This is a genomic window from Sinomonas atrocyanea, assembly GCF_030812675.1.
Lineage (GTDB): Bacteria > Actinomycetota > Actinomycetes > Actinomycetales > Micrococcaceae > Sinomonas > Sinomonas atrocyanea_B.
The window spans coordinates 208,354-230,720 of the sequence record NZ_JAUSTE010000002.1 but is presented as its reverse complement, the minus strand read 5'-3'; the positions used below and the strand labels follow the sequence as shown (position 1 = coordinate 230,720).

At 70.7% G+C, this 22,367-nt stretch carries 19 protein-coding genes and 1 pseudogene; 4 read left to right on the top strand and 16 right to left on the bottom strand.

The annotated features are described in order from the left end of the window. Window positions 1-5 precede the first annotated feature (5 nt). From J2W20_RS04840 to J2W20_RS04790, 11 genes and pseudogenes are all read right to left on the bottom strand, one after another. Entirely contained in the window at window positions 6-422 is a 417-nt protein-coding gene (locus J2W20_RS04840) for a hypothetical protein (protein WP_307005081.1), read from the bottom strand. 105 nt (window positions 423-527) lie between these two features. Continuing rightward, window positions 528-2,021, bottom strand: a complete 1,494-nt coding sequence (locus tag J2W20_RS04835) for a nucleobase:cation symporter-2 family protein (protein ID WP_307005080.1) — start codon at window positions 2,019-2,021, stop codon at window positions 528-530. 243 nt (window positions 2,022-2,264) lie between these two features. Continuing rightward, window positions 2,265-3,197 carry a factor-independent urate hydroxylase gene (gene pucL, locus J2W20_RS04830; RefSeq protein ID WP_307005078.1) on the bottom strand — a complete coding sequence of 311 codons (933 nt, stop codon included), beginning with the start codon at window positions 3,195-3,197 and terminating at the stop codon, window positions 2,265-2,267. Between the two features lie 6 nt (window positions 3,198-3,203). Next, window positions 3,204-3,545 (bottom strand): hydroxyisourate hydrolase, encoded by a 342-nt coding sequence (uraH, locus tag J2W20_RS04825; protein WP_066500213.1) that lies wholly within the window; start codon window positions 3,543-3,545, stop codon window positions 3,204-3,206. Further along, window positions 3,542-4,084 carry a 2-oxo-4-hydroxy-4-carboxy-5-ureidoimidazoline decarboxylase gene (gene uraD, locus J2W20_RS04820; RefSeq protein ID WP_307005076.1) on the bottom strand — a complete coding sequence of 181 codons (543 nt, stop codon included), beginning with the start codon at window positions 4,082-4,084 and terminating at the stop codon, window positions 3,542-3,544. The genes uraH and uraD overlap by 4 nt, the downstream gene beginning before the upstream one ends. A 409-nt stretch (window positions 4,085-4,493) precedes the next feature. Continuing rightward, window positions 4,494-4,967, bottom strand: a complete 474-nt coding sequence (bcp, locus tag J2W20_RS04815; RefSeq protein ID WP_307005075.1) for a thioredoxin-dependent thiol peroxidase — start codon at window positions 4,965-4,967, stop codon at window positions 4,494-4,496. Window positions 4,968-4,999: 32 nt separating this feature from the next. Beyond that, window positions 5,000-6,343: an allantoinase AllB gene (gene allB, locus J2W20_RS04810; RefSeq protein ID WP_307005073.1), complete on the bottom strand. Its 1,344-nt coding sequence runs from the start codon at window positions 6,341-6,343 to the stop codon at window positions 5,000-5,002. After that, window positions 6,340-7,485, bottom strand: coding sequence for a glycerate kinase (locus J2W20_RS04805; protein ID WP_307005071.1), 1,146 nt, complete (start codon window positions 7,483-7,485; stop codon window positions 6,340-6,342). Before J2W20_RS04805 ends, allB begins: the two co-directional genes overlap by 4 nt. Window positions 7,486-7,495: 10 nt before the next feature. Continuing rightward, window positions 7,496-9,283 carry a glyoxylate carboligase gene (gcl, locus tag J2W20_RS04800; RefSeq protein ID WP_307005070.1) on the bottom strand — a complete coding sequence of 596 codons (1,788 nt, stop codon included), beginning with the start codon at window positions 9,281-9,283 and terminating at the stop codon, window positions 7,496-7,498. A 141-nt stretch (window positions 9,284-9,424) separates the two neighbouring features. After that, window positions 9,425-10,318: pseudogene (locus tag J2W20_RS04795) on the bottom strand (2-hydroxy-3-oxopropionate reductase); the annotation flags it as partial. Between the two features lie 25 nt (window positions 10,319-10,343). Next, the gene (locus J2W20_RS04790) at window positions 10,344-11,135 is read right to left on the bottom strand and encodes a hydroxypyruvate isomerase family protein (RefSeq protein WP_307005068.1); all 792 of its coding nucleotides are present in this window, start codon (window positions 11,133-11,135) and stop codon (window positions 10,344-10,346) included. A 169-nt stretch (window positions 11,136-11,304) separates the two neighbouring features. On the opposite strand from J2W20_RS04790, the gene J2W20_RS04785 reads away from it, so the two are divergent. Next, window positions 11,305-11,610: a hypothetical protein gene (locus tag J2W20_RS04785; protein WP_307005065.1), complete on the top strand. Its 306-nt coding sequence runs from the start codon at window positions 11,305-11,307 to the stop codon at window positions 11,608-11,610. 438 nt (window positions 11,611-12,048) lie between these two features. Here the strand turns inward: J2W20_RS04785 and J2W20_RS04780 are convergent, their stop codons facing one another. The 4 genes from J2W20_RS04780 to J2W20_RS04765 form a co-directional block, all read right to left on the bottom strand. Then, the gene (locus J2W20_RS04780; protein WP_307005063.1) at window positions 12,049-12,861 is read right to left on the bottom strand and encodes a bifunctional allantoicase/(S)-ureidoglycine aminohydrolase; all 813 of its coding nucleotides are present in this window, start codon (window positions 12,859-12,861) and stop codon (window positions 12,049-12,051) included. A 16-nt stretch (window positions 12,862-12,877) separates the two neighbouring features. Next, window positions 12,878-14,242 carry a DUF6986 family protein gene (locus J2W20_RS04775; protein WP_307005062.1) on the bottom strand — a complete coding sequence of 455 codons (1,365 nt, stop codon included), beginning with the start codon at window positions 14,240-14,242 and terminating at the stop codon, window positions 12,878-12,880. Then, the gene (aceB, locus tag J2W20_RS04770; RefSeq protein WP_307005060.1) at window positions 14,242-15,840 is read right to left on the bottom strand and encodes a malate synthase A; all 1,599 of its coding nucleotides are present in this window, start codon (window positions 15,838-15,840) and stop codon (window positions 14,242-14,244) included. Before aceB ends, J2W20_RS04775 begins: the two co-directional genes overlap by 1 nt. 64 nt (window positions 15,841-15,904) lie before the next feature. Further along, the gene (locus J2W20_RS04765; RefSeq protein WP_307005058.1) at window positions 15,905-17,287 is read right to left on the bottom strand and encodes an NAD-dependent malic enzyme; all 1,383 of its coding nucleotides are present in this window, start codon (window positions 17,285-17,287) and stop codon (window positions 15,905-15,907) included. Between the two features lie 214 nt (window positions 17,288-17,501). Between J2W20_RS04765 and J2W20_RS04760 the strand changes: the two genes are divergently transcribed. From J2W20_RS04760 to J2W20_RS04750, 3 genes are all read left to right on the top strand, one after another. Then, a complete protein-coding gene (locus tag J2W20_RS04760) occupies window positions 17,502-18,257 on the top strand; it encodes an IclR family transcriptional regulator (RefSeq protein WP_307005056.1) in 756 nt (251 codons plus the stop codon). Window positions 18,258-18,519: 262 nt separating this feature from the next. Further along, window positions 18,520-18,711, top strand: a complete 192-nt coding sequence (locus tag J2W20_RS04755) for a hypothetical protein (protein ID WP_307005055.1) — start codon at window positions 18,520-18,522, stop codon at window positions 18,709-18,711. A gap of 141 nt (window positions 18,712-18,852) precedes the next feature. Beyond that, window positions 18,853-19,323 carry a hypothetical protein gene (locus tag J2W20_RS04750; RefSeq protein WP_307005054.1) on the top strand — a complete coding sequence of 157 codons (471 nt, stop codon included), beginning with the start codon at window positions 18,853-18,855 and terminating at the stop codon, window positions 19,321-19,323. Window positions 19,324-19,493: 170 nt separating this feature from the next. Here the strand turns inward: J2W20_RS04750 and aceE are convergent, their stop codons facing one another. Next, a complete protein-coding gene (aceE, locus tag J2W20_RS04745; protein ID WP_307005052.1) occupies window positions 19,494-22,247 on the bottom strand; it encodes a pyruvate dehydrogenase (acetyl-transferring), homodimeric type in 2,754 nt (917 codons plus the stop codon). Window positions 22,248-22,367: the final 120 nt, after the last annotated feature.

Below are 22,367 nucleotides of genomic sequence, written 5' to 3'. Positions count from 1 at the left end.
TTGTCTCACGGAGCCGGGGTGGCGCCGGCCTCGGGGCCGTCCTCGCCGGTGGATGACGTGCCGGGCGCCGCGGGGGCGTCGGCGGACGACGGCGAGTGGCCGCCGTCGTGCGCCCGGGAACCCTCGGCAGCGGGCGCCGAAGGCGCTTCCGTGGGCTCCTCGACCTCCTCGAGGGTCGCGCGCTCGGCCCGTCGCAGCGAGACGCGGTCGAGGATGAGGGCCGTGAGGCCTCCCAGGAGCACGCCGCCGGCGGCGAAGAGGACCATGAAGTAGCCGAACACCGAGCCCTGCGTGTAGTTCTGCGGCGCGGGCTCCGCGAAGGAGGTCACCGCCGCGGCGATGGCCCCGAGCAGGCCGCCGGCCACGAGGAACGGCACGTACTTGGGGGCGCGGCGGACGCTGATCTGGCGCTGGGAGGGCATGGGACAAGCCTATCGGCCGCCGGCCCCGCGCACGACGCCGCCCCGTCACCGGCGGATGGCGGTGACGGGGCGGCGCGGGGAGGGTGTGCGAGCCTCGGGTCGGGGTCAGTGGGCCCCGTTGGTCTCCTTCACGGGCAGCTCGTTGCCGTGCTTGTCGAGGACCTTGCCGTTCTCGCAGCGGTCGCCTTCCTCGAGGCAGTCGAGGACCTGGATCGGGATCATCCGGGTCGGGGCGGCGGCGAACACCGACGGGTCGTGCGGGGTGCCCCGCTTGATGACGTTGAAGATGATGTTCAGCAGGACCGCCATGATCGCCGCGGAGGAGATGCCCGAGTCGAAGATGACCTGGAACCACGAGGGGAAGCTCGCGTAGAACGTCGGGCTCACCACGGGGATGAGGCCGAAGCCGATCGAGGTCGCCACGATGATCAGGTTCATGTTGTCCCGGTAGTCGACCTTCGAGAGCGTCCGGATGCCGGAGGCCGCCACGGTGCCGAAGAGGACGATGCCGGCGCCGCCGAGGACGGGCATCGGGATCGCGGCGACGACACGGCCGAGGACCGGCAGGAGGCCCAGGATCATCAGGACGCCGCCGCCTGCCGCCACCGCGAAGCGGCTCTTGATGCCGGTCACGGCCACGAGGCCGACGTTCTGGGCGAACGCGCTCTGGGTGAAGCCGTTGAACACGGGCGACACGGCGGAGGAGAGCATGTCCGCGCGGAGGCCGTTCGCGATGCGCTTCGAGTCGACGGTGGCCCCGGTGACCTCGGCCACGGCGAGGATGTCCGCCGTGGTCTCGGTGAGGATGACGAGGACCACGATCACCATCGAGATGATCCCTGCCGGCGGGAACGTCGGCAGGCCGAAGTGGAAGGGGTCCGGGAAGGCGAAGATCGGACCGTTGGCCACCTGGGAGAAGTCCGCCTTGCCGAGGATCGCCGCGATGACGGTCCCGATGACGATCGCGAGCAGGATCGACAGGCGGGAGATCGCGCCGCTGCCGAGCTTGCTCAGCAGCATGATGATCACGAGGGTGAGGGCCATGAGGCCGATGTTGGCCATGCTGCCGTAGTCCGGGGCCTTGGCGTTGCCGCCGAGGGCCCAGCCCGCCGCGACCGGGACCAGCGAGAGCCCGATCGTGGTGATCACCACGCCGGTCACCACCGGCGGGAAGAAGTGGATGATCTGGGCGAAGAACGGGGCGACGATGAGGCCGATCACCGACGCGGCCATGACCGAGCCGAAGACCGCGGGGAGCCCGCCGCCCCCGCTGACGATCGCGAGCAGCGTGGCCACCGAGGCGAACGAGGTGCCCTGGACGAGCGGCAGCTGCGAGCCGAACCACTTGATCCCGAGCGTCTGCAGGAGCGTCGCGAGGCCGCCGATGAAGAGGCAGGCCGTGATCAGGAGGGCGAGGTCAGGGCCCTTCAGGCCCGCGGCGGAGCCGATGATGAGCGGCGGGGCGATGATGCCGCCGTACATCGTCAGGACGTGCTGGAAGCCGTAGGCGAAGGCAGTGCCGATGGGCAGCTTCGTATCTTCCGGGCGTGCCGCCTCGGCGCTGTGATGGCCGGGTGCGGGCGCTTGATTTCGGGACATAGCGGACCTCCTTGTCAGCTGGATATTCCGAGTGCGCAACTTCTCTTGGGTGGGGTGGTGTGCCGCGGGCGGCCGGCCCAGGGAGTGCGGGGCCGCCCGCGGCAGTCTGTGGCCCCCTCGCGGGGGCGGTCCCGCCTCGGGTGAGGCGAGTCGGAGGGAGGACGACGGCGGCCGGAGTTCACCGCCGTCGTCCTTCCCGCCGTGGGGGTGGGAGGGCGGACGCCGAAGGGTGGCGGCGCCGGCTCAGCAGAAGCCGGTGATGCCGTCCCAGGCGTCGTTGTCCGACGAGATCGACTCCCGCTGGAAGTTGGCCTCGATCAGGCCGTACGGGCGGTCGGCCGCGTAGAAGACCTCGTTGGGGTTGTCCAGGCCGAACGGGGTCAGGTCGACGAGGAAGTGGTGCTTGTTCGGGGTCGAGAAGCGGATCTCCTCGATCTCGGCGTGCGCGTCCAGGACCTTCTGGGCCATCTGGAAGAGCGTCTGCTGGAGGGCGTACGAGTAGCCCTCGGTGAAGCCCTCGAGCAGGAGCGCCTTGACGTCGTCGTAGGACTTGTTGAAGTCAACCGAGCCGTTGGCGACCGCCTCCGGGCTGTAGCGCCACCGGGCCGAGACGTCGGTGGCGAGGATGCGCTCCGTGGTCTCCGCGAGCGTGGTGAAGCGGTCCTTCGGGTAGCCCACGAAGCCGGACTGCGTGGACTTGAGGACCGTGAGGTCGTTGAGGCCGGAGATCACCTGGATGGCGTCTCCGTCCTTCACGACGACCGCGTTCCGGACCTCCTGGCCCTTGCGGACGAACGAGTGGTCGTGGCCCTCGGCCTTGCCCTGGCCCGGGGCGGAGATGCGCTCCCAGGCGTACTGCTCGGCCTCCCAGCGGCCGCCGGTCACCCAGCCGAACTCGGACGTGAAGTGGTTCGCGAGGCGGATGAGGAACTGCTCGGGCGAGCCGACGCCCTCGCGGGCGAAACCGTAGACGGTGTTCTTCTGGGTGTCCGTCGGGACCACGTGGCCGTTATCGCCGTCGAGGTGGGCGGCCTCGAAGTCGCCGCGCAGCTGCGAGGTGACGTTGAGGTCCTCGATCTCGTGGCGGTCGCTGTCGCGGGTGATCTTGACGACGCGGACCTCGGCCTTGCCGTACTGGTTCTTGCCCAGGACGATCTTGGTGTTCTCGGTGCTCATGGGTACTTAGCTCCCTCGGTACGTGGAAAAGGCGAAAGGACTCAGCAGAAGCGGCACGTGGTAGTGCGCCTCGGCTGCGTTGACCGTGAAGGCCAGCGATACCTCCGGGAAGAAGGTGTCCTGCCCGATGCCGGCGAAGTAGGCGCCCGTGGCGAACGTGAGGCGGTACTCGCCGCTGTCCAGCCGCTCGGGGCCAAGCTCTTTCACCCGCCCGTCAGCATCGGTGATGCCCGCTCCAATCTGGGACCATGCCTCGCCGTCGCGGGCGTAGAGTTCGACGGCGACACCTGCGGCCGGCTTCCCGGCAGCGGTATCCAGAATGTGGGTGGTCACATGTGAGACGCTCACGCGCTCAGCTCCTCTCGGGACGCGCTCTCCTGCACGCTCTGCTGCAGGCGCAGGACCGCGATCTCGCGGAGCTGCTCGGCGACGATGGGCTCCTCCTGCTCGGGCGTGTGGCCCAGGCGTTCCCGGAGGGCAGAGAGCATCTCTTCGGCACTGCGGCCGGCGGCGCGGATCAGGAAGACCCGGCCGAACTTCTCCTCGTAGGCCCGGTTCCCCTCTGCCAGGGCCGCGGCGACGGTCTGGTCGCCGGGGTCGACGCCGGCCTGCTCGCTGCGCGACATCGATGCCTCGGCCGACGCACCGGACGCCCGTTCCCCGATGCGGGGGTGGTGGGACAGTGCGCCCTCCAGCTCCTCGGGGGTGAAGGGGTCCGCCGCGCGGCGCGCTGCTGCCAGGAGCTCCCCGACGCCCGCGAACGGGCGTGCTTCGGTGATCTCCTCGACCCAGCGGTCGATGTCGAGGCAGGGCTTCAGGAGCTCTCGTGCCTCGGGGGCGGGGGCGGCATTGAACTGTTCAAGCAACATGGCTTGTCGGGTCCTCAACTGCTCAATGCTGGCATCCACGGTGACGGCTATGCGGAACGTCGGTTTCTTAGGTTTCGCATCGTGGAACTGTTATTTCAGCATGTGCAATTATTCTCACCCATGGACGATGTGACTGTCAACACGTCGGGGTGATCTGGGATACAGAATTCTGCCACAGCGGGGGCGGGCGGCCGAGGGGCCGGCGAGCCGGCTCCGCGAGACCGCTGATGACTCCAGGCCGCCAGGGGCGAGCTCGCGCCCCGGCGGCGTGATCTGGCGCTCCTGCGGGTGACCTCGGCGCTCCTGCGGGTGGCCTCGGCGAGGGGAGGGGGTGTAGGCGGGACGCGGGAGGGCCCCGGACCAGCTGCTGCCGGTCCGGGGCCCTCCCTCGTGGTTCAGCGGCTCAGCGCCCGCGCGGTCCGCCGGCTCAGAGGCCGAGGCGAGTGCGCAGCGCGGCCACGTGGCCGTCGGCCTGCACGTTGTAGTCGACGGACTCGATCTCGCCCCCGGGGGACACCACGGCCGTGGACCGGAGAATGCCCTCGCGGACCTCGCCGTTGACGATCTTCTCCCCCCAGGCCCCCCACGCCCTGGCGACGGCCGCGCCGTCGTCCGCAAGGAGCGGGAAGGTGAGCGAATAGTCCTCGGCGAACTTCGCGATGTCCTCGACGGGATCGGGCGAGATGCCGATGACCTTGACCCCGCCGGCGTTCAGCGCGTCGAGGCTGTCCCGGAAATCGCACGCCTCGGTGGTGCACCCGGGGGTGGCCGCCTTGGGGTAGAAGTACACGACGACCCGGCCGCCGCGGTAGTCCTCGAGCGAGACCGGCGTGCCGGTGGCGTCGGGCAGGGTGAACGCGGGGGCCTGCTGCCCCGCGCTGAGCTTCGTGGGTCCTGTCATGGTTCCTCCTGTAGGCAGATCGGCGAGCCGGCTCACGCGGAGCCGCGGCGGAGCAGCTGGCCGTGGGGCGCGCTGAAGTCCACCTCGGTGCCGCGCACGAACGTGCGCCGGACCACGCCGGAGAGGGACTTGCCCTGGTACGGCGTGATGTGGTTCTTGTGGTGCAGCTTCTCCGCGTCGACGACGAACGTCTCCTCCGCGGCGAACACGGCAAGGTCCGCGTCGAAGCCCGGCGCGAGGTGGCCCTTGCGCTCCAGCCGGGCCAGTTCGGCCGGCCTGCGCCCCATCCACTCGACCACGCGCTCGAGCGGGATGCCGCGCTGCCTCGCCTCGGTCCAGATGAGCGGCAGCCCGAGCTGGAGCGACGCGACCCCGCCCCAGGCCACGCCGAAGTCGCCGTGCTCGGGGTCCTTGAGGTCCACGGTGGAGGGGGAGTGGTCCGAGACGATGCAGTCGATGACGCCGTCCTCGAGGCCCTTCCACAGCAGCTCCCGGTTGGAGGCCTCGCGGATCGGAGGGCAGCACTTGAATGCCGTGGCGCCGTCGGGGATGTCCTCCGCGAGCAGCGTCAGGTAGTGCGGGCAGGTCTCCACGGTGAGCTTCACGCCGTCGCGCTTGGCGCTGGCGATCATCGCGAGCGCGTCGGAGGACGACAGGTGCAGGATGTGGGCCCGCGCCCCGGTCCAGCGTGCCCGCTCGATGACCGCGGCGATCGCGACGTTCTCGGCCCCGCGGGGACGCGAGTGCAGGAAGCGCTCGTAGACGGCGCCCTCGGGGGCGGGGGCGTGGTCGATCGACTGGGAGTCCTCGGCGTGGACGATCATGAGCCCGTCGAACGAGGCGATCTCGGCGAGGTCCTTCTCGAGCTCGTCGATCTCCAGGTGCGGGAACTCGTCCACGCCGGAGTGGAGGAGGAAGCACTTGAAGCCGAACACGCCCTCCTCGTGGAGCGGGCGCAGGTCCCCGGTGTTGCCCGGGATCGCCCCGCCCCAGAAGCCCACGTCCACGAAGGACTGCGTCTCGGCCGAGCGGCGCTTGACGTTGAGCGCGTCCACGCTGACGGTGGGCGGGATCGAGTTGAGCGGCATGTCGATGATGGTCGTGACGCCGCCCGCGGCCGCGGCCTTGGTGGCGGAGGCGAAGCCTTCCCACTCCGTGCGGCCGGGCTCGTTGACGTGCACGTGGGAGTCGACGAGGCCGGGGATGAGGGTCTCGTCCTCGGCCAGCTCGACGACGTCCCGGCCGGCGAGGCCGGCCCCGAGGCGCTCGACGGCGGCGATCCGGCCGCCGGAGATGCCCACCTCGCGCGGGTGGATGCCCTCGTCCGTGAGGACCCGCTGCCCGCGGACCACGAGGTCGTATTCGATATCAGTCACCGCACAGGTTCCCTTCCGCTCTTGTCTCCAACGATAGATGCGGCCAGATCGATCCCGACCTGCCGCACGAGGCTGCGCGCCCCGCGGATGCACGCCTCGACGTCCGGCTCGAGGTCCGTGAGCGCGTGCACGGCGTCGAAGCCGGCCGCGGCGGGATCCGCGAGCTGGCTGCGGCCGCACACCGCCGCCACCGGCACGCCCAGCGCCCGGGCCTCGGCCGCGACGCCCACTGGCGCCTTCCCGGACAGGCTCTGGGCGTCGAGGCTGCCCTCGCCGGTCACCACGAGGTCGGCCCCGGCGAGCTTGCCGCGCAGGCCCGTGAACTCGACCACGACGTCGATCCCGCGCCGCCGCCTCGCGCCCAGGGCGAGGGCCGCGTAGCCGACGCCGCCGGCCGCGCCCGCGCCGGGCAGGCCCTTCGCTGCCGCGGCGGCCGGCCCCATCGCCGCCCCCAGGACGGCGGCGAACGTCTCGAGGGCGGCGTCGAGCTCCTCGACGTCCGACGGCGTGGCCCCCTTCTGCGGGCCGAACACCGCGGCGGCGCCGCGGGGTCCCGTGAGGGGATTGTCGACGTCGGCCGCAAGGGTCAGGTGCGCCCGGTCGAGGCGCGTGTCCAGGTCCGACAGGTCCGCCGCGGCGATCCGCGCGAGGGCCGCGCCGCCGAGCGGGAGGTCCGCGCCGGCGTCGTCCGTGAAGCGCGCGCCGAGGCCGGCCAGCATGCCCGCCCCGCCGTCGGTGCAGGCGCTGCCGCCGACGCCGAGCACGATGTCCCGGCAGCCGGCGTCGAGGGCCGCGCGGATGAGCTGGCCCGTGCCGAGGCTCGTCGCGCCGCGCGCGTCCTTGGCGCCGCCCGGGAGGACGTCGAGGCCGGACGCGGCGGCCATCTCGATGACCGCCCGGGTGCCGGACACGGCGAACTCCGCCGTGAGCGTGGCACCCGTGGGTCCGGCCACGGCCGCCCGGCGCGGGGTGAAGCCCGCGCCGAGCGCCGCCGTCACGGTGCCCTCGCCGCCGTCGGCCACGGGGACCAGGACGAGCTCGGCCTCCGGAAGCACCTCGGCGATGCCCTCCGCGAGCGCCTCGGCCACCTCGGGGGCGGTGAGGGAGCCCTTGAACTTGTCGGGGGCGAGGACGATCTTCATCGGGTCTGCCTCAGTCCAGCAGCGCCACGATGGCGGTCGGGGCGTCCTCGTGCCGCTCGGCGAGGTCCTCGAACTCGACCACGTTGTCCAGCTCCGTGCCCATGGCGATGTTGGTCACGCGCTCGAGGATCGCCTCGACCACCACGGGGACCTTGTACTCGGCCATGAGGGCGCGGGCCTTCTCGAAGGCCGGCCCGAGGTCGTCCGGGTGCTCGACCCGGATGGCCTTGCAGCCCAGGCCCTCGGCCACCTTGACGTGGTCCACGCCGTAGCCGGCCGCGGTGCCCGCGTCCTCGGAGTTGATGTTCTCGAACGCGAGTGAGACGTGGTAGTCCATCTCGAAGCCGCGCTGGGACTGGCGGATGAGGCCCAGGTAGGAGTTGTTCACGACCACGTGGATGTAGGGCAGCTGGAACTGCGCGCCGACGGCGAGCTCCTCGATCATGAACTGGAAGTCGTAGTCGCCCGAGAGGGCCACCACGGTCTCGCCGGGCTTGCCGCGCACCACGCCCAGGGCGGCCGGGCCGGTCCATCCCAGCGGGCCCGCCTGGCCGGCGTTGATCCACTTGCGGGCGCCGAACACGTGCAGCATCTGGGCGCCGGCGATCTGGGACAGGCCGATCGTGGTCACGTAGGTGGTGTCCGGGCCGAAGGCGCGGTTCATCTCCTCGTAGACGCGGAACGGCTTCATCGGCACGTTGTCGTAGTGGGTCTTGCGCTGCATCCGGCCGCGCTTGTCCTGCGCCGAGGCGGCCCAGGCGCTGTAGTCCGGCAGCGAGCCGGCGGCCTTGCGCTCGCGGGCCACCTCGAGGATCTCCTCGAGGAAGGCGCCCGCGTCGGAGACGATGCCGAAGTCGGGGGAGAACACGCGGCCGATCTGGGTGGGCTCGATGTCCACGTGCACGAACGTGCGCCCTGCCGTGTACTTCTCCACCGAGCCGGTGTGGCGGTTGGCCCAGCGGTTGCCGATGCCGATCACGAAGTCGGACTCGAGGAACGTCGCGTTCCCGTACTTGTGGGAGGTCTGCAGGCCCACCATGCCGGCCATGAGGCGGTGGTCGTCCGGGATCGCGCCCCAGCCCATGAGCGTGGGCACCACGGGCACGTTGAGGGTCTCGGCGAGCTCCACGAGCGCCGGGGCGGCGTCGGCGTTGATGATGCCGCCGCCGGCCACGATGAGCGGCTTCTGGGCGGCCGTGAGCATGTCGAGTGCCTTCTCGGCCTGCTTCCGGGTGGCGCGGGGCTTCTGCACGGGCAGCGGCTCGTAGGCGTCGATGTCGAACTCGATCTGGGCCATCTGCACGTCGAACGGCAGGTCCAGGAGCACGGGGCCGGGGCGGCCGGTGCGCATGAGCTGGAACGCCTTCTGCACCGCGCCGGGAACCTGGCCGGGCTCGAGGATGGTCATGGCCATCTTGGTCAGGGGCTTGGCGATGGACTCGATGTCCACGGCCTGGAAGTCCTCCTTGTGCAGCTTGGCCACGGGAGCCTGGCCCGTGAAGCACAGCATGGGGATCGAGTCGGCCTGCGCGGCGTAGAGGCCCGTGATCATGTCGGTTCCCGCGGGGCCCGAGGTGCCCAGGCAGATCCCGATGTTGCCCGCCTTGGCCCGGGAGTAGCCGTCCGCCATGTGGGAGGCGCCCTCGACGTGGCGGGCGAGGGTGTGGCGGATGCCGCCGTGGGCCTTCATGGCCGAGTAGAGGGGGTTGATCGCGGCGCCGGGCAGGCCGAAGGCCTCGGTGGCGCCCTCCTTCTCGAGGATGGCCACGATCGCGTCGACAGTGCGCATCTTTGCCATGTCGGAAGCTCCTTGGTGGTGAGGTGGGGTGGAAGAGGCGGGGAAAGGGGCCGGCCCCGAGGTTGCGCGCCCGGGGCCGGCTGTCTGTGGGTGCGCGCCGCTGGTGCGGGACGCACGACGGCGAGTGGTCGCCGTCGGCGGTCAGCTCTTGCCGGAGAGCTCGGCGGTGAGCTTGAAGAGGCCCGAGTGGTCGAGGCCGCCGTCGCCGCGGGCCACGAGGGCCGAGACGAGCTGGGCGACCGCGGCGCCGAGCGGGACCACCACGCCGGCCTCGCGGGCGGCGGAGGTGACGATGCCGAGGTCCTTGTTGTGCAGGGCCAGGCGGAAGCCGGGGTCGAAGTTGCGGTCCAGCATCTTCTGGCCCTTCTGGTCCAGGACCTTCGAGCCGGCCAGGCCGCCGCCGAGGACCTTGAGCGCGGCGTCGGTGTCCACGCCGTAGGCCTCGAGGAACACGACGGCCTCGGAGAGGGCCTGGATGTTCACGGCGACGATGAGCTGGTTCGCGGCCTTGACGGTCTGGCCGGAGCCGGAGGGGCCGACGTGGACGATGGTCCGGCCGACGGCCTCGAGGATCGGCAGGGCGGCTTCGAAGTCCGCCTTCTCGCCGCCGACCATGATGGACAGGACGGCGTCGATCGCGCCCTGCTCGCCGCCGGAGACGGGGGCATCGAGGGGGCGGATGCCGGCCTCGCGGGCGTCGGCGGCCAGGCGCCCCGAGACGTCGGGGCGGATCGAGGACGCGTCGATCCAGAGCGCGCCCTTCGGGGCGTTCGCGAAGACGCCGTCGGGTCCGCTGACGACGCCCTCGACGTCGGGGGAGTCCGGGACCATCGTGATGATGACCTCGGCGTCCTTGACGGCCTCCGCGATGCTCTTGGCGCCCGTGCCGCCCTCGGCGGCGAGCTTGTTGACCTTGTCCTCGCTGCGGTTGTAGCCGGTGACGGCGTGGCCGGCCTTGACGAGGTTGATGGCCATGGGGAGGCCCATGATGCCGAGGCCGATGACTGCGACGTTGCTCATGCTGTTCTCCTGAAGTCTCTGGAAGGGGTGGGGCGGCCGGTCAGGCGACGGGACGGATGGCCCAGCTGAAGGCCTCGGCCCGGGGCGCCTTGTACTCGAGCCCGATGTAGCCGGTGTAGCCGAGCTCGCGGGAGCGGCTGATCCACTCGCCGAGCGGGAGGCTGCCGGTGCCGGGGGCGCCGCGGCCGGGGTTGTCGGCGATCTGGATGTGGCCGAAGTCCTTGGCGTGCTCCTCGATCACGGCGGCGACGTCGTCGCCGTTGACCGCGAGGTGGTAGAAGTCGGCGAGGAGCTTGACGTTCTCGACGCCGGCGTCCTGGGTCCTGGCGATCACGGCGAGGGCGTCGGCCGCGGTCTTGAGCGGGTAGGCCGGGGTGCCGGAGACCGGCTCGAGGAGGACCGTGCCGCCGACCTTGGCGACGCCCTGGGCGGCCGCGACGAGGTTCTTCAGCCCGAGCTCGTCCTGCTCCTCGGGGGTGAAGCCGTCGAGGCGGTTGCCGTAGAGGGCGTTGAACGCCTTGGTGCCGGTGCGCTCGGCGATGCCGACCACCACGTCGATGTTGTCCTTGAACTCGCCGCAGCGGCCCTTCCACGAGACGAGGCCCCGGTCCCCGGCGGGCATGTCGCCGGCGAAGAAGTTCAGCCCGGAGAGCGCCACGCCCGCGTCCTCGAGGGCGCCGATGAAGGCGTCGACGTCCTTGTCCGCGGGCACGGCCTCGCTGAACGGCCACCAGAACTCCACGGCGTCGAAGCCTGCGGCCTTCGCGGCGGCGGGGCGCTCGAGCAGGGGCAGCTCGGTCAGCAGGATGGAGCAGTTCACCGTGTAGGTCATCGTCGGGTCCCTCTCGATCGGTCCACTGTATTTCAGATAGTGGAAATAAATTCTCTCTGAATGAAAGTGTAGGGCGCGAGTGTGACCGCGGTCAACTCTTTTGGATACCAGATGGGGATGAGTCCTCGGGCTCTGGTTAACAGAGGCGACCTCGGGGAAAGATGGGGACATGGTCACGTACAGAGCAATGGAGCACGCATCGAGCAAGGATCCGCATGACTGGGGGCGCGCGATGGCGGTCGCCCTCAAGCGGCTGCTCGAGTCCGCACAGGCCGACCGCAGCTACCTCGATCACCAGCACCTGATCGACCAGGACATCGTCATGCGCATCGAGGCGGAGGAGGGCGGCGCCTGCGTGCACCTGAGCTGGAGGCCGCAGAACCAGGAGGACGCCCCCCAGGACGACGACGACAGGGCGCCCGTGGTCGACGACGGGGCCTCCGAGGCCGTCGAGGGCTCGGGCCGGGGCGGCTGACCCGCCCACCCCGCTCCGGGCCGCCCTCCCGTCCACCCGTTTCGGGTACGCATCTCGTCGGGTTCTGCCCGTCTCGGGTACGCATCTCGTCGGGTTCTGCGCATTCCGGGTGCGCGGAGCGGACGCACGAGGCCGCCCCTCGCCTCCCTGCCCCTCGGTGACGGCGGCACTGCATCACTGCTGTCGTACCCGGAACGCCGGATCGGCGACGAGATGCGTACCCGGAACGCCGGATCGGCGACGAGATGCGTACCCGAAACGGAGGGGGAGGGGCGGTCAATGCATCACCGGGCCCCCGGTCGCTCGAAGCGTCCGGGGGCCCGGGAGTGGATACGACGGCGCCGGCCGGCTCAGTGCCAGGCAGACCAGCGCCGTCGCGCTCAAGGGGCACGGGCGGCGGAGTGCGCCGTCGTGCTCAAGGGTGGTGCGAGGAGAGCCTCAGGTGAGCTTCACCTGGCGGTTGACGTCCTTGTACAGGAGGTAGCGGAACTCGCCCGGGCCGCCGGCGTAGCAGGCCTGGGGGCAGAACGCGCGCAGCCACATGAAGTCGCCGGCCTCGACCTCGACCCAGTCGTTGTTGAGCAGGTACATGGCCTTGCCCGAGAGGACGTAGAGGCCGTGCTCCATGACGTGGGTCTCGGGGAAGGGGATGACCCCGCCGGGCTGGAACGTCACGATGTTCACGTGCATGTCGTGCGCGAGGTCCTCGGGGTCGACGAAGCGGGTCGTCTTCCACACGCCGTCCACGTTCGGCATCTCGCGGGGAGCGACCTCGGCGTCCGAGGTGACGAAGCTCTTGGCCTCGTAGCCCTCGAGCCGCTCGTACGCCTTGCGGACCCAGTGGAACGAGACGATGTCGTCCGAGACGTTCTCGAGGCCCCACGCGTCGCCGGCGGCCAGGTAGGCGTAGCCGCCCTCGCCGAGCTCGTGGACCTCGCCGCCCAGGGTGAGGTTCACGGTGCCCTTGACCACGAACACGACGCCCTCGACGCCGGCCTCGAACTCGGCCTTGGGGGCGCCGCCGCCCGGGCTGATCTCCACGATCAGCTGCGAGAAGGTCGTGGCGAACCCTGAGATGGGCCGGGCGATGATCCACGAGCGGGTGTTGGTGAAGCCCGGGAGGTTGCTCGTGACGATGTCGGTCAGGACGCCCTTCGGGATGACCGTGTACGCCTCGGTGACGATGGCGCGCTCGGTGGTCAGGTGCGTCTGGGGCGGCAGGCCGCCTTCGGGGTAGTAGTACTTGCCCATGAGTCCCTTCCTTGGGTCAGTTCGGGGCGGCGGCCGGATGCGTCTCGGCCAGCCGCGGGTGCGCCAGGTGCGTGAGCTCGAGCTCGCCCAGGCCGGTCGAGGCCAGGACCTCGTCGGCGCCGACGGCCCCGCACTGGACGCCGCGGAGCACGAAGGCCGCGAGCGCCCGGGCCGTCGCCGGTTCGTCGAGGACGGCGCCCACCGTCTGCTGCACATAGTTGCGCAGGCGGGTTGTGGCGGCATCGAGACCCTCGCGGTAGAACGCGTAGGTGGCGATGTACCGGGTGGGCAGCTGGTGGGCGTGGAGGTCCCAGCCCTGGTAGTAGCCGCGCTCGAGGGAGCGGCGGACGAGCCGCGCGTGCAGCTCCCACGCCGCCAGGCGCTGGTCGGCGTCCCCGAGCGGGAGGATGTTGGTCGAGCCGTCGGAGAGGCGGATGCCCGTGCCGGCGACGGCCAGCTGCATGACCTCCTTGGCGAAGTCCGCGGCCGGGTGCTCCATCGACTGGTAGGCCGCGGCGATCTGCAGCGACGCCGAGTAGTCGTAGGTGCCGTAGTGCAGGGCGGTGATGCGCTTGTCTGCCACGTGGGGCAGCTGTGCGACCGGGTGCGAGCCGTCCGGACCGATGATCAGCTGGGGCGTCTCGACCTGGACCTCGAAGCCGAGGCGGCCCCGGGCGAGTCCGAGGGAGGACTCGAGGCGCTCGAGCGCGAACACCATCGCCTTCACCTGGTCGACCGTGGTGACCTTGGGCAGCGTCAGGATGAGGCCCTCGGGGAGGCCCTCGGTCCCGAGGCGGGCCACGAGGCGGGCCACGAACAGGTCGAGCGTGCGCAGGCCCCGCCTACGGGTGGGCTCCTCGAAGCACTTGAAGCGGATGCCGACGAACGGCGTGGCAGTTCCCTTGCCGCTGGCCGCAGCCGCGAGCGCGTCGGCGACGCCGTCCGCCGCCCGGACCGCCTCGGCGTCCTCCGTCCCCTCCGCGTCGCCGCCCGCCTTCGCCGCCCTGGCGGGGGCGAGGTAGCCGTCCTCGAAGTCGATCCGGAGGTCCTCGATGGGCTCGGTGCGCAGCTTGGCCTCGACCCTGGGGGCGATCTGGGCGGCGAGGTCGGGGGCGAGCCCCACGCGGCGGGCAAGGGCCTCGAGTCCGCCGACCTCGTCCGCGGCGGCGAGCGCCGCGGCGCCCCACTCTGCAGCGAGCTGCACAGTGACGCGGTCGGCGGGCACGTACACCGTGTGGACGGGCTGGCGGGTCCCCGAGTCACCGGGGTAGCCCTCGTGGAGCAGCCGGTCGGTGTCCGCGAGGCTCGCGTCGATGCGGGCGAGGTCGGTGTCGTCGAGCACTCGGGCCGTCAGGCCCAGGGCCGCGCGGGGCTCGCTCATCAGCCCACCAGCTCGTAGGCCGGGGTGGTGAGGAAGTCCGTGTAGTCCTCGGACAGGCAGATGTCCGCGATGAGGCGGCTCGCCGGCTCGTAGAACTTGGCGAACATCTTCGGGTCGACCTCGCCGCGGAGGCGCTCGGTCTCCTCGGCGAGGATCTGCTCGACGAGCTCGCGGGTCACGGCGTTGCCGGTGTCGGCGAGGACCACCTTGTTGTGGATCTGCTGCCACACCTGCGAGCGGGAGATCTCGGCGGTCGCCGCGTCCTCCATCAGGTTGTGGATCGCCACCGCGCCGTTGCCCGAGAGCCACACCGCCGTGTAGGCCACCGCGACGTAGAGGTTGAGGTGCAGGCCGGCCTCGGTGGCCTCGCCGGAGGCGGAGGAGACGTCGAGGAGGTCGTCGGCGGTGACCGAGACCTCGGGGCGCTGGCGGTCCACCTGGTTCGGCTTGTCGCCGAGGACGGAGTCGAACACCTCGCGGCAGGTCGGCACGAGGTCGGGGTGGGCCACCCACGAGCCGTCGAAGCCGTCCGTGGCCTCGCGGGTCTTGTCCGCGCGGACCTTCTCGATCGCCGCGGCCGTGATGTCCGGCTCCTTGCGGTTCGGGATGAACGCGGCCATGCCGCCCATCGCGAACGCCCCGCGCTTGTGGCAGGTCTGCACGAGGAGCTCCGTGTAGGCGCGCATGAACGGCGCGGTCATGGCCACCGAGGCGCGGTCCGGGAGGGTGAACTTCTCGCCGGCGTCGCGGAAGAACTTGATGATGCTGAACAGGTAGTCCCAGCGGCCCGCGTTGAGGCCCGAGGCGTGGTCGCGGAGCTCGTAGAGGATCTCGTCCATCTCGAAGGCGGCCGGGATGGTCTCGATCAGCACGGTGGCGCGGACGGTGCCCTGGGGGATGCCGAGGTAGTCCTGGGCGAAGACGAAGACGTCGTTCCAGAGGCGGGCCTCGAGGTGGCTCTCCATCTTCGGCAGGTAATAGTACGGGCCGCGGCCGGAGGCGATGAGGGCCTTGGCGACGTGGAAGAAGTGCAGGCCGAAGTCCACGAGGGCGCCGACGGCGGGCTCGCCGTCGACCAGCACGTGCCGCTCCTCCATGTGCCATCCGCGCGGGCGGGTCACGACGACGGCGAGCGGCGCGTCCGTGCGGAGGCGGTACTCCTTGCCCTCGGGGGAGGTGTAGGAGAGGGAGCCGGTGGCGGCGTCGCGCAGGTTGAGGACGGAGTCGACCACGTTGGCCCACAGCGGGCTCGAGGCGTCCTCCATGTCCGCGAGCCAGACCTTGGCGCCGGAGTTGAGGGCGTTGATCGCCATCTTGGCCGGGCTCGCCGGGCCGGTCATCTCGACACGGCGGTCCTGCAGCGCCGCGGGGGCCTGGGCGACCTTCCAGTCGCCGGCACGGATCTCGGCCGTCTGGGGCAGGAAATCTAGCCTGCCGGTGCTCGCGGCCTCGGCCCGGCGGGCCTTGCGCGCCTCGAGCCGGGCGTTGCGCTCGGCGGCGAAGCGCCTGTGGAGCTCCTCGACGAAGGCGAGGGCCTCGGCGGTGAGGATCTCGTCGGCGCGCGCGATGGGCGCGTGGTCGGTCACAGTGATGGCCATGCCATCCTCCTTCTCCCGGTATCCGGGTCTCTCCCTGGGGCCTGGTTGTTCTGCAGCTGGGGAACTACGCCTGCACGGCCGCGACGATGGCGGCGGCGACGTCCTGGGCGACGTGCGGATCGAACACGCTCGGGACGATGAAGCTGGGGTTGAGCTCCTCGTCGGAGACGCGGGCGGCGATGGCCCGGGCCGCGGCCACCAGCATCTCAGGGGTGATGTCTGCCACGCCAGCATCGAGCAGGCCGCGGAAGACGCCCGGGAACGCGAGGACGTTGTTGATCTGGTTGGGGAAGTCACTGCGGCCGGTGGCGACGACGGCGGCGTGGTCCGCGGCAGCGACCGGGTCGGTCTCGGGGTCCGGGTTGGCCATCGCGAAGACGATCGCCTTCTCGGCCATCGTGGCCACCTCCTCGGGCCCGAACAGGTTCGGGGCCGAGACTCCGATGAACACGTCCGAGCCCTTGAGTGCCTCGATGAGCGTGCCGGAGAAGGCCTCCGGGTTCGTGTTCTCCGCGATCCACACGCGGTGCGCATCCGTGTGCTGCTGGCCGCGGTGGATGGCCCCCTTGCGGTCGCACGCGATGATGTTGCGGGCGCCCTGGGCCTTGAGGAGCTGGATGATCGCGTTGCCGGCCGCGCCGACGCCGGAGACGACGATGCGGACGTCCGCGATGTCCTTCTCGACGATCTTGAGGGCGTTCACGAGGGCCGCGAGCGTGACGATCGCGGTGCCGTGCTGGTCGTCGTGGAAGACCGGGATGTCGAGCTCCTCGCGGAGGCGGGCCTCGATCTCGAAGCAGCGCGGCGCGGCGATGTCCTCGAGGTTCACGCCGCCGTAGACGGGGGCGAGGGCCTTGACGATCCGGATGATCTCCTCGGTGTCCTTGGTGTCGAGGCAGACGGGCCACGCGTCGACGTTGGCGAACTGCTTGAACAGCGCGGCCTTGCCCTCCATCACGGGAAGGGCGGCTGCGGGGCCGATGTCGCCGAGGCCGAGCACCGCGGTGCCGTCCGTGACCACCGCGACCGTGTTGCGCTTGATGGTCAGGCGGCGGGCGTCGTCGGGGTTCTCGGCGATGGCGCGGCACACGCGGGCGACGCCGGGTGTGTAGGCGCGCGAGAGGTCGTCGCGGTTGCGGAGGGGAACCTTCGGGACGACCTCGAGCTTGCCGCCGAGGTGCATGAGGAAGGTGCGGTCGGACACCTTGCGGACGGTCACGCCGTCGAGGGCCTCGAGCGCTGCGGCGACCTGCTCCGCGTGCTGCTCGGACGTGGTGTTGCACGTGATGTCCACCACGAGCTGATCGTGGTGGGATTCGCTGATGTCCAGCGCAGTGACGGGCGCGCCGGCCGCCGCGACGGCGGCCGCGAGCTCGCTCGTGATGCTGATGCGGCTGGGGGCATCCACGCGCAGGGTGATGGAGTTGCCGGGGCTGGGACTCGCCATTGAATCGTCCTTGGATCGGGAGGCATACGCCTCAGTGGCTCTTTTTCCGTACTACGGATATTATTCTCTGTATCTTGGAAAAACAAGTACCGAGCTCGGGATCTGCGCCTGCCTAGTCGGCGAGTGCCGGGTGGGGTATCGTGGAAATGCCGCAAGTTTCCGGGATGCGGATAATTTTTGCCGGAACAGGTCCGGCGGCACCCAGGAGGGAACTATGGCAGAGAAGGCGTCCGGCGGCGTCCAGTCCGTCGAGCGGGTCTTCGAGCTCCTCGAGCTCATCACGGATGCGGGCGGCGACGTCACCCTCAGCGAGCTCTCGTCCTCGACAGAACTCCCGCTGCCCACGATCCACCGGCTCCTCCGGACACTCGTGAGCCTCGGTTACGTGCGCCAGCTGCCCAACCGGCGCTATGCGCTCGGCCCGCGGCTGATCCGGCTCGGCGAGGGCGCGAACAAGCAGCTCGGGGCCCTGGCGGCGCCGCAGCTCGCGATGCTCGTCGAGCGGCTCGGGGAGACCGCCAACATGGCCGTCCTCGACTCGGACATGGTCATCTACGTCGCCCAGGTCCCCTCGCCCCACGCGATGCGCATGTTCACCGAGGTGGGCCGGCGCGCCCATACCCATGACACCGGCGTCGGCAAGGCCATCCTCGCCCAGCTCGACGACGAGCAGGTCCGCTCGATCGTGGCGCGCCAGGGCATGCCGACGCCGACCGCCTACAGCCTCGGCGACATCGAGTCGCTGCTGTCCGACCTCGACAAGATCCGGGCGCGCGGGTACGCGATCGACGAGCAGGAGCAGGAGATCGGCGTGCGCTGCTTCTCCATGGCCGTTCCCCACGCCCCGACGCCCACGGCCATCTCCGTCTCGGGCCCCGTGTCCCGCGTCGACGAGTCGTTCGGCGAGCGGGCCGTGCCGCTCCTGCGCGAGGCGGCCGCGAAGATCTCGGCCGAGCTCAATCGGACCTGAGCCGGCGCGCCCGCGGAGGGCGCCCGGCTGACCTGCACCCGAAGCGGGGGTGCGCCGTCCGCGGCGCGCCCCCGCTTCGTCGTCTTGTGGGGCTGCAGCTCTTGACCCCTTCTCTGGTATCCCGGTAGAATTCCATATATCAATAAAATTCTTCCACGAAGTGGAAGAACCAAGGGTGGAAAGTGCCGCGCTCTGCGGAGCCAGCCCACGAGGAGGAGCTGCGAGCATGATCGCCGACCAGGAGCCCGGAAAGGGGAGAGAGATGTCCACCAGCACGACCGTCGCGCGTCCATCTGCCACGGAGGCGTCCCGCCTCGCCCAGCAGCCCGCCGAGCGCTACATCCCGAAGGTCACGCACATCGATCCGGATCTGGCGCTCCGGCCCGCCCGTGAGGGGGAGCGCCGCGGCTGGGCCGCGCGCGTCCCCGTGCTGAACTGGTTCCTGGGGCGCTGACCCGGGCCTCCGCGGCTCCAGCCCCGCCGCTCACCGGCCGAATGGCCCCGCTCCCTCTCCGGGAGCGGGGCCGCTGCCGTTTCGGGGCGCCCGGGACGAAAGCCTCTCGCGCGGCGGCGGGGAGAAGGATGTGATGGGGCCATGGAGCGGGCTGAGCGGAGGAGCACGGGGCGCGAGGGCGCCGTCCCGTCGATCGTCGTGATCGGCGTCCTGCTCTACGCCGCGAATGTCTGGCCGGGCTGGTGGGCCGTGCCGTTCGTGACCCCCCAGGCCTCCGAGGTCATAGGGGCGGTCAATGCCGCCTGGATCGCGGGGCTCGTGGCCAACGCCGTCTACCTGGTGGCCGGCACCCCTGCACTCCGCGCGGTCGGGGAGATCGTGGTGCTCGTCTTCGGGATCGTGGCCACAGTCAGAGTCTGGAACGTGTTCCCGTTCGCCTTTCCCGGCGGGGCGCCCGACTGGGCCCTCCTGGTCCGCGTCCTGCTCGTGCTCGGCATCGTGGGCGCCCTGATCGGGATCCTGGCCCAGCTGGTCGCCTTCGTGCGCGCTGTGATGCACCTCGGCCGTCGGCCCGGCCCCGGGCGGCAGGCGGGGCCCCGCTGGCACGTCTGAGGCGGCCGCCCGACACGACGACGGCGGCCCTCCCGTTGCGCGAGGAGGGCCGCCCGGTGGCGGCCACCTGTGGATCGGCCGCCGGCCCCCGCACCGTCCAACCAGGCCCCAGGGGACGGTGCGGGGGCAGCGTGTGGGCCGGCGCCTGCCGGCCGTGCTGCGGGAAGGGTCTAGCTCTCGCCTCCCGCGTTCCCGGTCGTGCCGGCGTTCACGTCGAGCAGGCGGTACTTCTCGAACGCCTGGCGCGGCGCGTCGGCGTCGACCTCGCCGCGGAGGGCGAGCATCTGCAGCGCCCGCACCACCACGGAGTGCGCGTCGATCTTGAAGAACCGCCGCGCGGCGGCGCGGGTGTCCGAGAAGCCGAAGCCGTCGGCGCCGAGCACGGCGTAGTCGCCGGGGACGAACTGGCGGATCTGGTCCGGGACCGACTTGTTGTAGTCCGTGACGGCCACGACCGGGCCCGACGTGTCCGCGAGCTGCCGGGTGACGAACGGGGTGGGTGCCTCGAGCTCGGGGTGCAGGAAGGCCTGCTCCTCGGCGGCGAGGCCCTCGCGGCGCAGCTCGCTCCAGCTCGTCACGCTCCACACGTCGGCGGCCACGCCCCAGTCCTCCGCGAGGATCCGCTGCGCCTCGAGCGCCCAGGGCACCGAGACGCCCGAGGCGAGCAGCTGCGTGCGGGGAGCATCGGCGGCGAGGCCGGAGGCGGCGTCGGACGTCAGCCGGTGCATGCCCTTCAGCAGCGCGTCGACGTCGAGGCCCTCCGGCTCGGCCGGCTGGACGATCGGCTCGTTGTAGACCGTGAGGTAGTACATGACGTTCGGCTGCGGGTGCTTGCCGCCGTACATGCGCTCGAGCCCGGCGCGCACGATGTGCCCGATCTCGTACCCGTAGGCCGGGTCGTAGGTGACGACGGCCGGGTTGGTGGCGGCGAGCAGGGGGGAGTGCCCGTCGGCATGCTGGAGGCCCTCGCCGGTGAGCGTGGTGCGGCCGGCGGTGGCGCCGATGACGAACCCGCGGGCCATCTGGTCCGCCGCTGCCCAGAAGGCGTCGCCGGTGCGCTGGAAGCCGAACATCGAGTAGAAGACGTAGACGGGCACGAGCGGCTCGCCGTGGGTCGCATAGGCGGTGCCGGCCGCGGTGAACGCCGCGACGGCGCCGGCCTCGTTGATGCCGGGGTGGATGAGCTGCCCGGCCGGGGACTCCTTGTAGGCCAGGACGAGGTCGCGGTCCACTGAGAGGTAGTTCTGGCCCTTGGGGTTGTAGATCTTGGCCGTGGGGAAGAACGCGTCCATGCCGAAGGTCCGGCTCTCGTCGGGGACGATCGGGACGATCCGCTGGCCGAAGTCCGCATCGCGCATGATGTCCTTGAGCAGGCGCACGAAGGACATCGTGGTGGCCGCCTGCTGCTTGCCCGAGCCGCGCTTGGCGATCGCGTAGGCCTTCTCTGCGGGAAGGGGCACGGCGCGGTGCTCCTTGCGCCGCTCGGGGACCGGGCCGCCGAGCTCGGCACGCCGGGCGAGGAGGTAGCGGATCTCCGGGGCGTCGAAGCCCGGGTGGTAGTACGGGGGCTCGTACGGGTTGGCCTCGAGCTGCTCGTCCGAGATGGGGATGCGCAGGTAGTCGCGGAAGTCCTTGAGGTCTCCCAGCGTCATCTTCTTCATCTGGTGGGTCGCGTTGCGGCCCTCGAAGTGCGGGCCCAGGCCGTAGCCCTTGACCGTCTTCGCCAGGATGACCGTGGGCTTGCCCTTGAACTCGGTGGCCGCCTTGTAGGCCGCAAAGACCTTGTGGTAGTCGTGGCCGCCGCGCTTGAGGTTCCAGATCTGCTCGTCCGTGTAGTCGGCCACGAGCTCCTTGGTCTCCGGGGTCCTGCCGAAGAAGTGGTCGCGGACGAACCCGCCGGACTCGGCCTTGTAGGTCTGGTAGTCGCCGTCGAGCGTCTCGTTCATGATCTTGACGAGCTGGTTGTTGTCGTCGTGGGCGAGCAGCGAGTCCCACTCGCGGCCCCAGATGACCTTGATGACGTTCCAGCCGGCGCCGCGGAAGAAGGCCTCGAGCTCCTGGATGACCTTGCCGTTGCCGCGCACCGGCCCGTCCAGCCGCTGGAGGTTGCAGTTGACCACGAACGTGAGGTTGTCCAGGTTCTCGTTCGCGGCGAGCTGGAGCAGGCCGCGGGACTCGGGCTCGTCCATCTCCCCGTCGCCCAGGAAGGCCCACACGTGCTGGTCGGAGGTGTCCTTGATCCCCCGGTGGTGCAGGTACCGGTTCGACTGCGCCTGGTAGATCGCGTTCATGGGGCCGATGCCCATGGACACGGTCGGGAACTCCCAGAAGGCAGGCATGAGGCGGGGGTGCGGGTACGAGGAGAGGGCATGGCCCTCCTTGGACTTCTCCTGGCGGAACCCGTCGAGGTCCTCCTCGGACAGGCGGCCCTCCATGAACGCCCGGGCGTACATGCCGGGGGAGGCGTGGCCCTGGAAGAAGACCTGGTCGCCGCCGCCGGGGTGGTCCTTACCGCGGAAGAAGTGGTTGAAGCCGACCTCGTACAGCGTGGCCGCGCCGGCGTAGGTCGAGATGTGGCCGCCGACCCCGATGCCGGGGCGCTGGGCCCGGTGGACCATGATCGCGGCGTTCCAGCGCATGTACGCGCGGTAGCGGCGCTCGACCTCCTCATCGCCCGGGTACTCGGGCTCCTGGTCGGCCGGGATCGAGTTGATGTAGTCCGTGGTGTGGACCATGGGCACGCCGACGCTCTGCGCGCCCGCCCGCTGCAGGATGTTCTTGACCATGAACTGGGCCCGTTCGGTGCCCCGCTCTGCCACGAGCGAGTCGAACGACTCGATCCACTCGGCGGTCTCCTCCGGGTCGCGGTCCACGGCGGCCCCGGCGCCGCCGAGGAACTGCTGGGTAGGCTCTGACGTGAGCACGGCCAACCTCCTTCTGCGCGCGTTGGTGCCGCGCGTCGAGCGTCGGCGGGACGTCCCCGCCGCTCCTCCGCCCGATGGCTATATTCCATATAGCGGAAGAGAAATACTGTAATGTGAAAC

Excerpts from the sequence above, each read along its gene's own strand:
- J2W20_RS04805 (WP_307005071.1), bottom strand. The coding sequence starts at position 7,485 with ATGAAGATCGTCCTCGCCCCCGACAAGTTCAAGGGCTCCCTCACCGCC.
- J2W20_RS04785 (WP_307005065.1), top strand. The coding sequence starts at position 11,305 with ATGGTCACGTACAGAGCAATGGAGCACGCATCGAGCAAGGATCCGCAT.
- J2W20_RS04765 (WP_307005058.1), bottom strand. The coding sequence starts at position 17,287 with ATGGCGAGTCCCAGCCCCGGCAACTCCATCACCCTGCGCGTGGATGCC.
- J2W20_RS04750 (WP_307005054.1), top strand. The coding sequence starts at position 18,853 with ATGGAGCGGGCTGAGCGGAGGAGCACGGGGCGCGAGGGCGCCGTCCCG.
- gcl (WP_307005070.1), bottom strand. The coding sequence starts at position 9,283 with ATGGCAAAGATGCGCACTGTCGACGCGATCGTGGCCATCCTCGAGAAG.
- pucL (WP_307005078.1), bottom strand. The coding sequence starts at position 3,197 with ATGAGCACCGAGAACACCAAGATCGTCCTGGGCAAGAACCAGTACGGC.
- J2W20_RS04760 (WP_307005056.1), top strand. The coding sequence starts at position 17,502 with ATGGCAGAGAAGGCGTCCGGCGGCGTCCAGTCCGTCGAGCGGGTCTTC.
- J2W20_RS04835 (WP_307005080.1), bottom strand. The coding sequence starts at position 2,021 with ATGTCCCGAAATCAAGCGCCCGCACCCGGCCATCACAGCGCCGAGGCG.
- J2W20_RS04780 (WP_307005063.1), bottom strand. The coding sequence starts at position 12,861 with ATGGGCAAGTACTACTACCCCGAAGGCGGCCTGCCGCCCCAGACGCAC.
- bcp (WP_307005075.1), bottom strand. The coding sequence starts at position 4,967 with ATGACAGGACCCACGAAGCTCAGCGCGGGGCAGCAGGCCCCCGCGTTC.
- J2W20_RS04840 (WP_307005081.1), bottom strand. The coding sequence starts at position 422 with ATGCCCTCCCAGCGCCAGATCAGCGTCCGCCGCGCCCCCAAGTACGTG.
- aceB (WP_307005060.1), bottom strand. The coding sequence starts at position 15,840 with ATGGCCATCACTGTGACCGACCACGCGCCCATCGCGCGCGCCGACGAG.
- J2W20_RS04755 (WP_307005055.1), top strand. The coding sequence starts at position 18,520 with ATGTCCACCAGCACGACCGTCGCGCGTCCATCTGCCACGGAGGCGTCC.
- J2W20_RS04790 (WP_307005068.1), bottom strand. The coding sequence starts at position 11,135 with ATGACCTACACGGTGAACTGCTCCATCCTGCTGACCGAGCTGCCCCTG.
- J2W20_RS04775 (WP_307005062.1), bottom strand. The coding sequence starts at position 14,242 with ATGAGCGAGCCCCGCGCGGCCCTGGGCCTGACGGCCCGAGTGCTCGAC.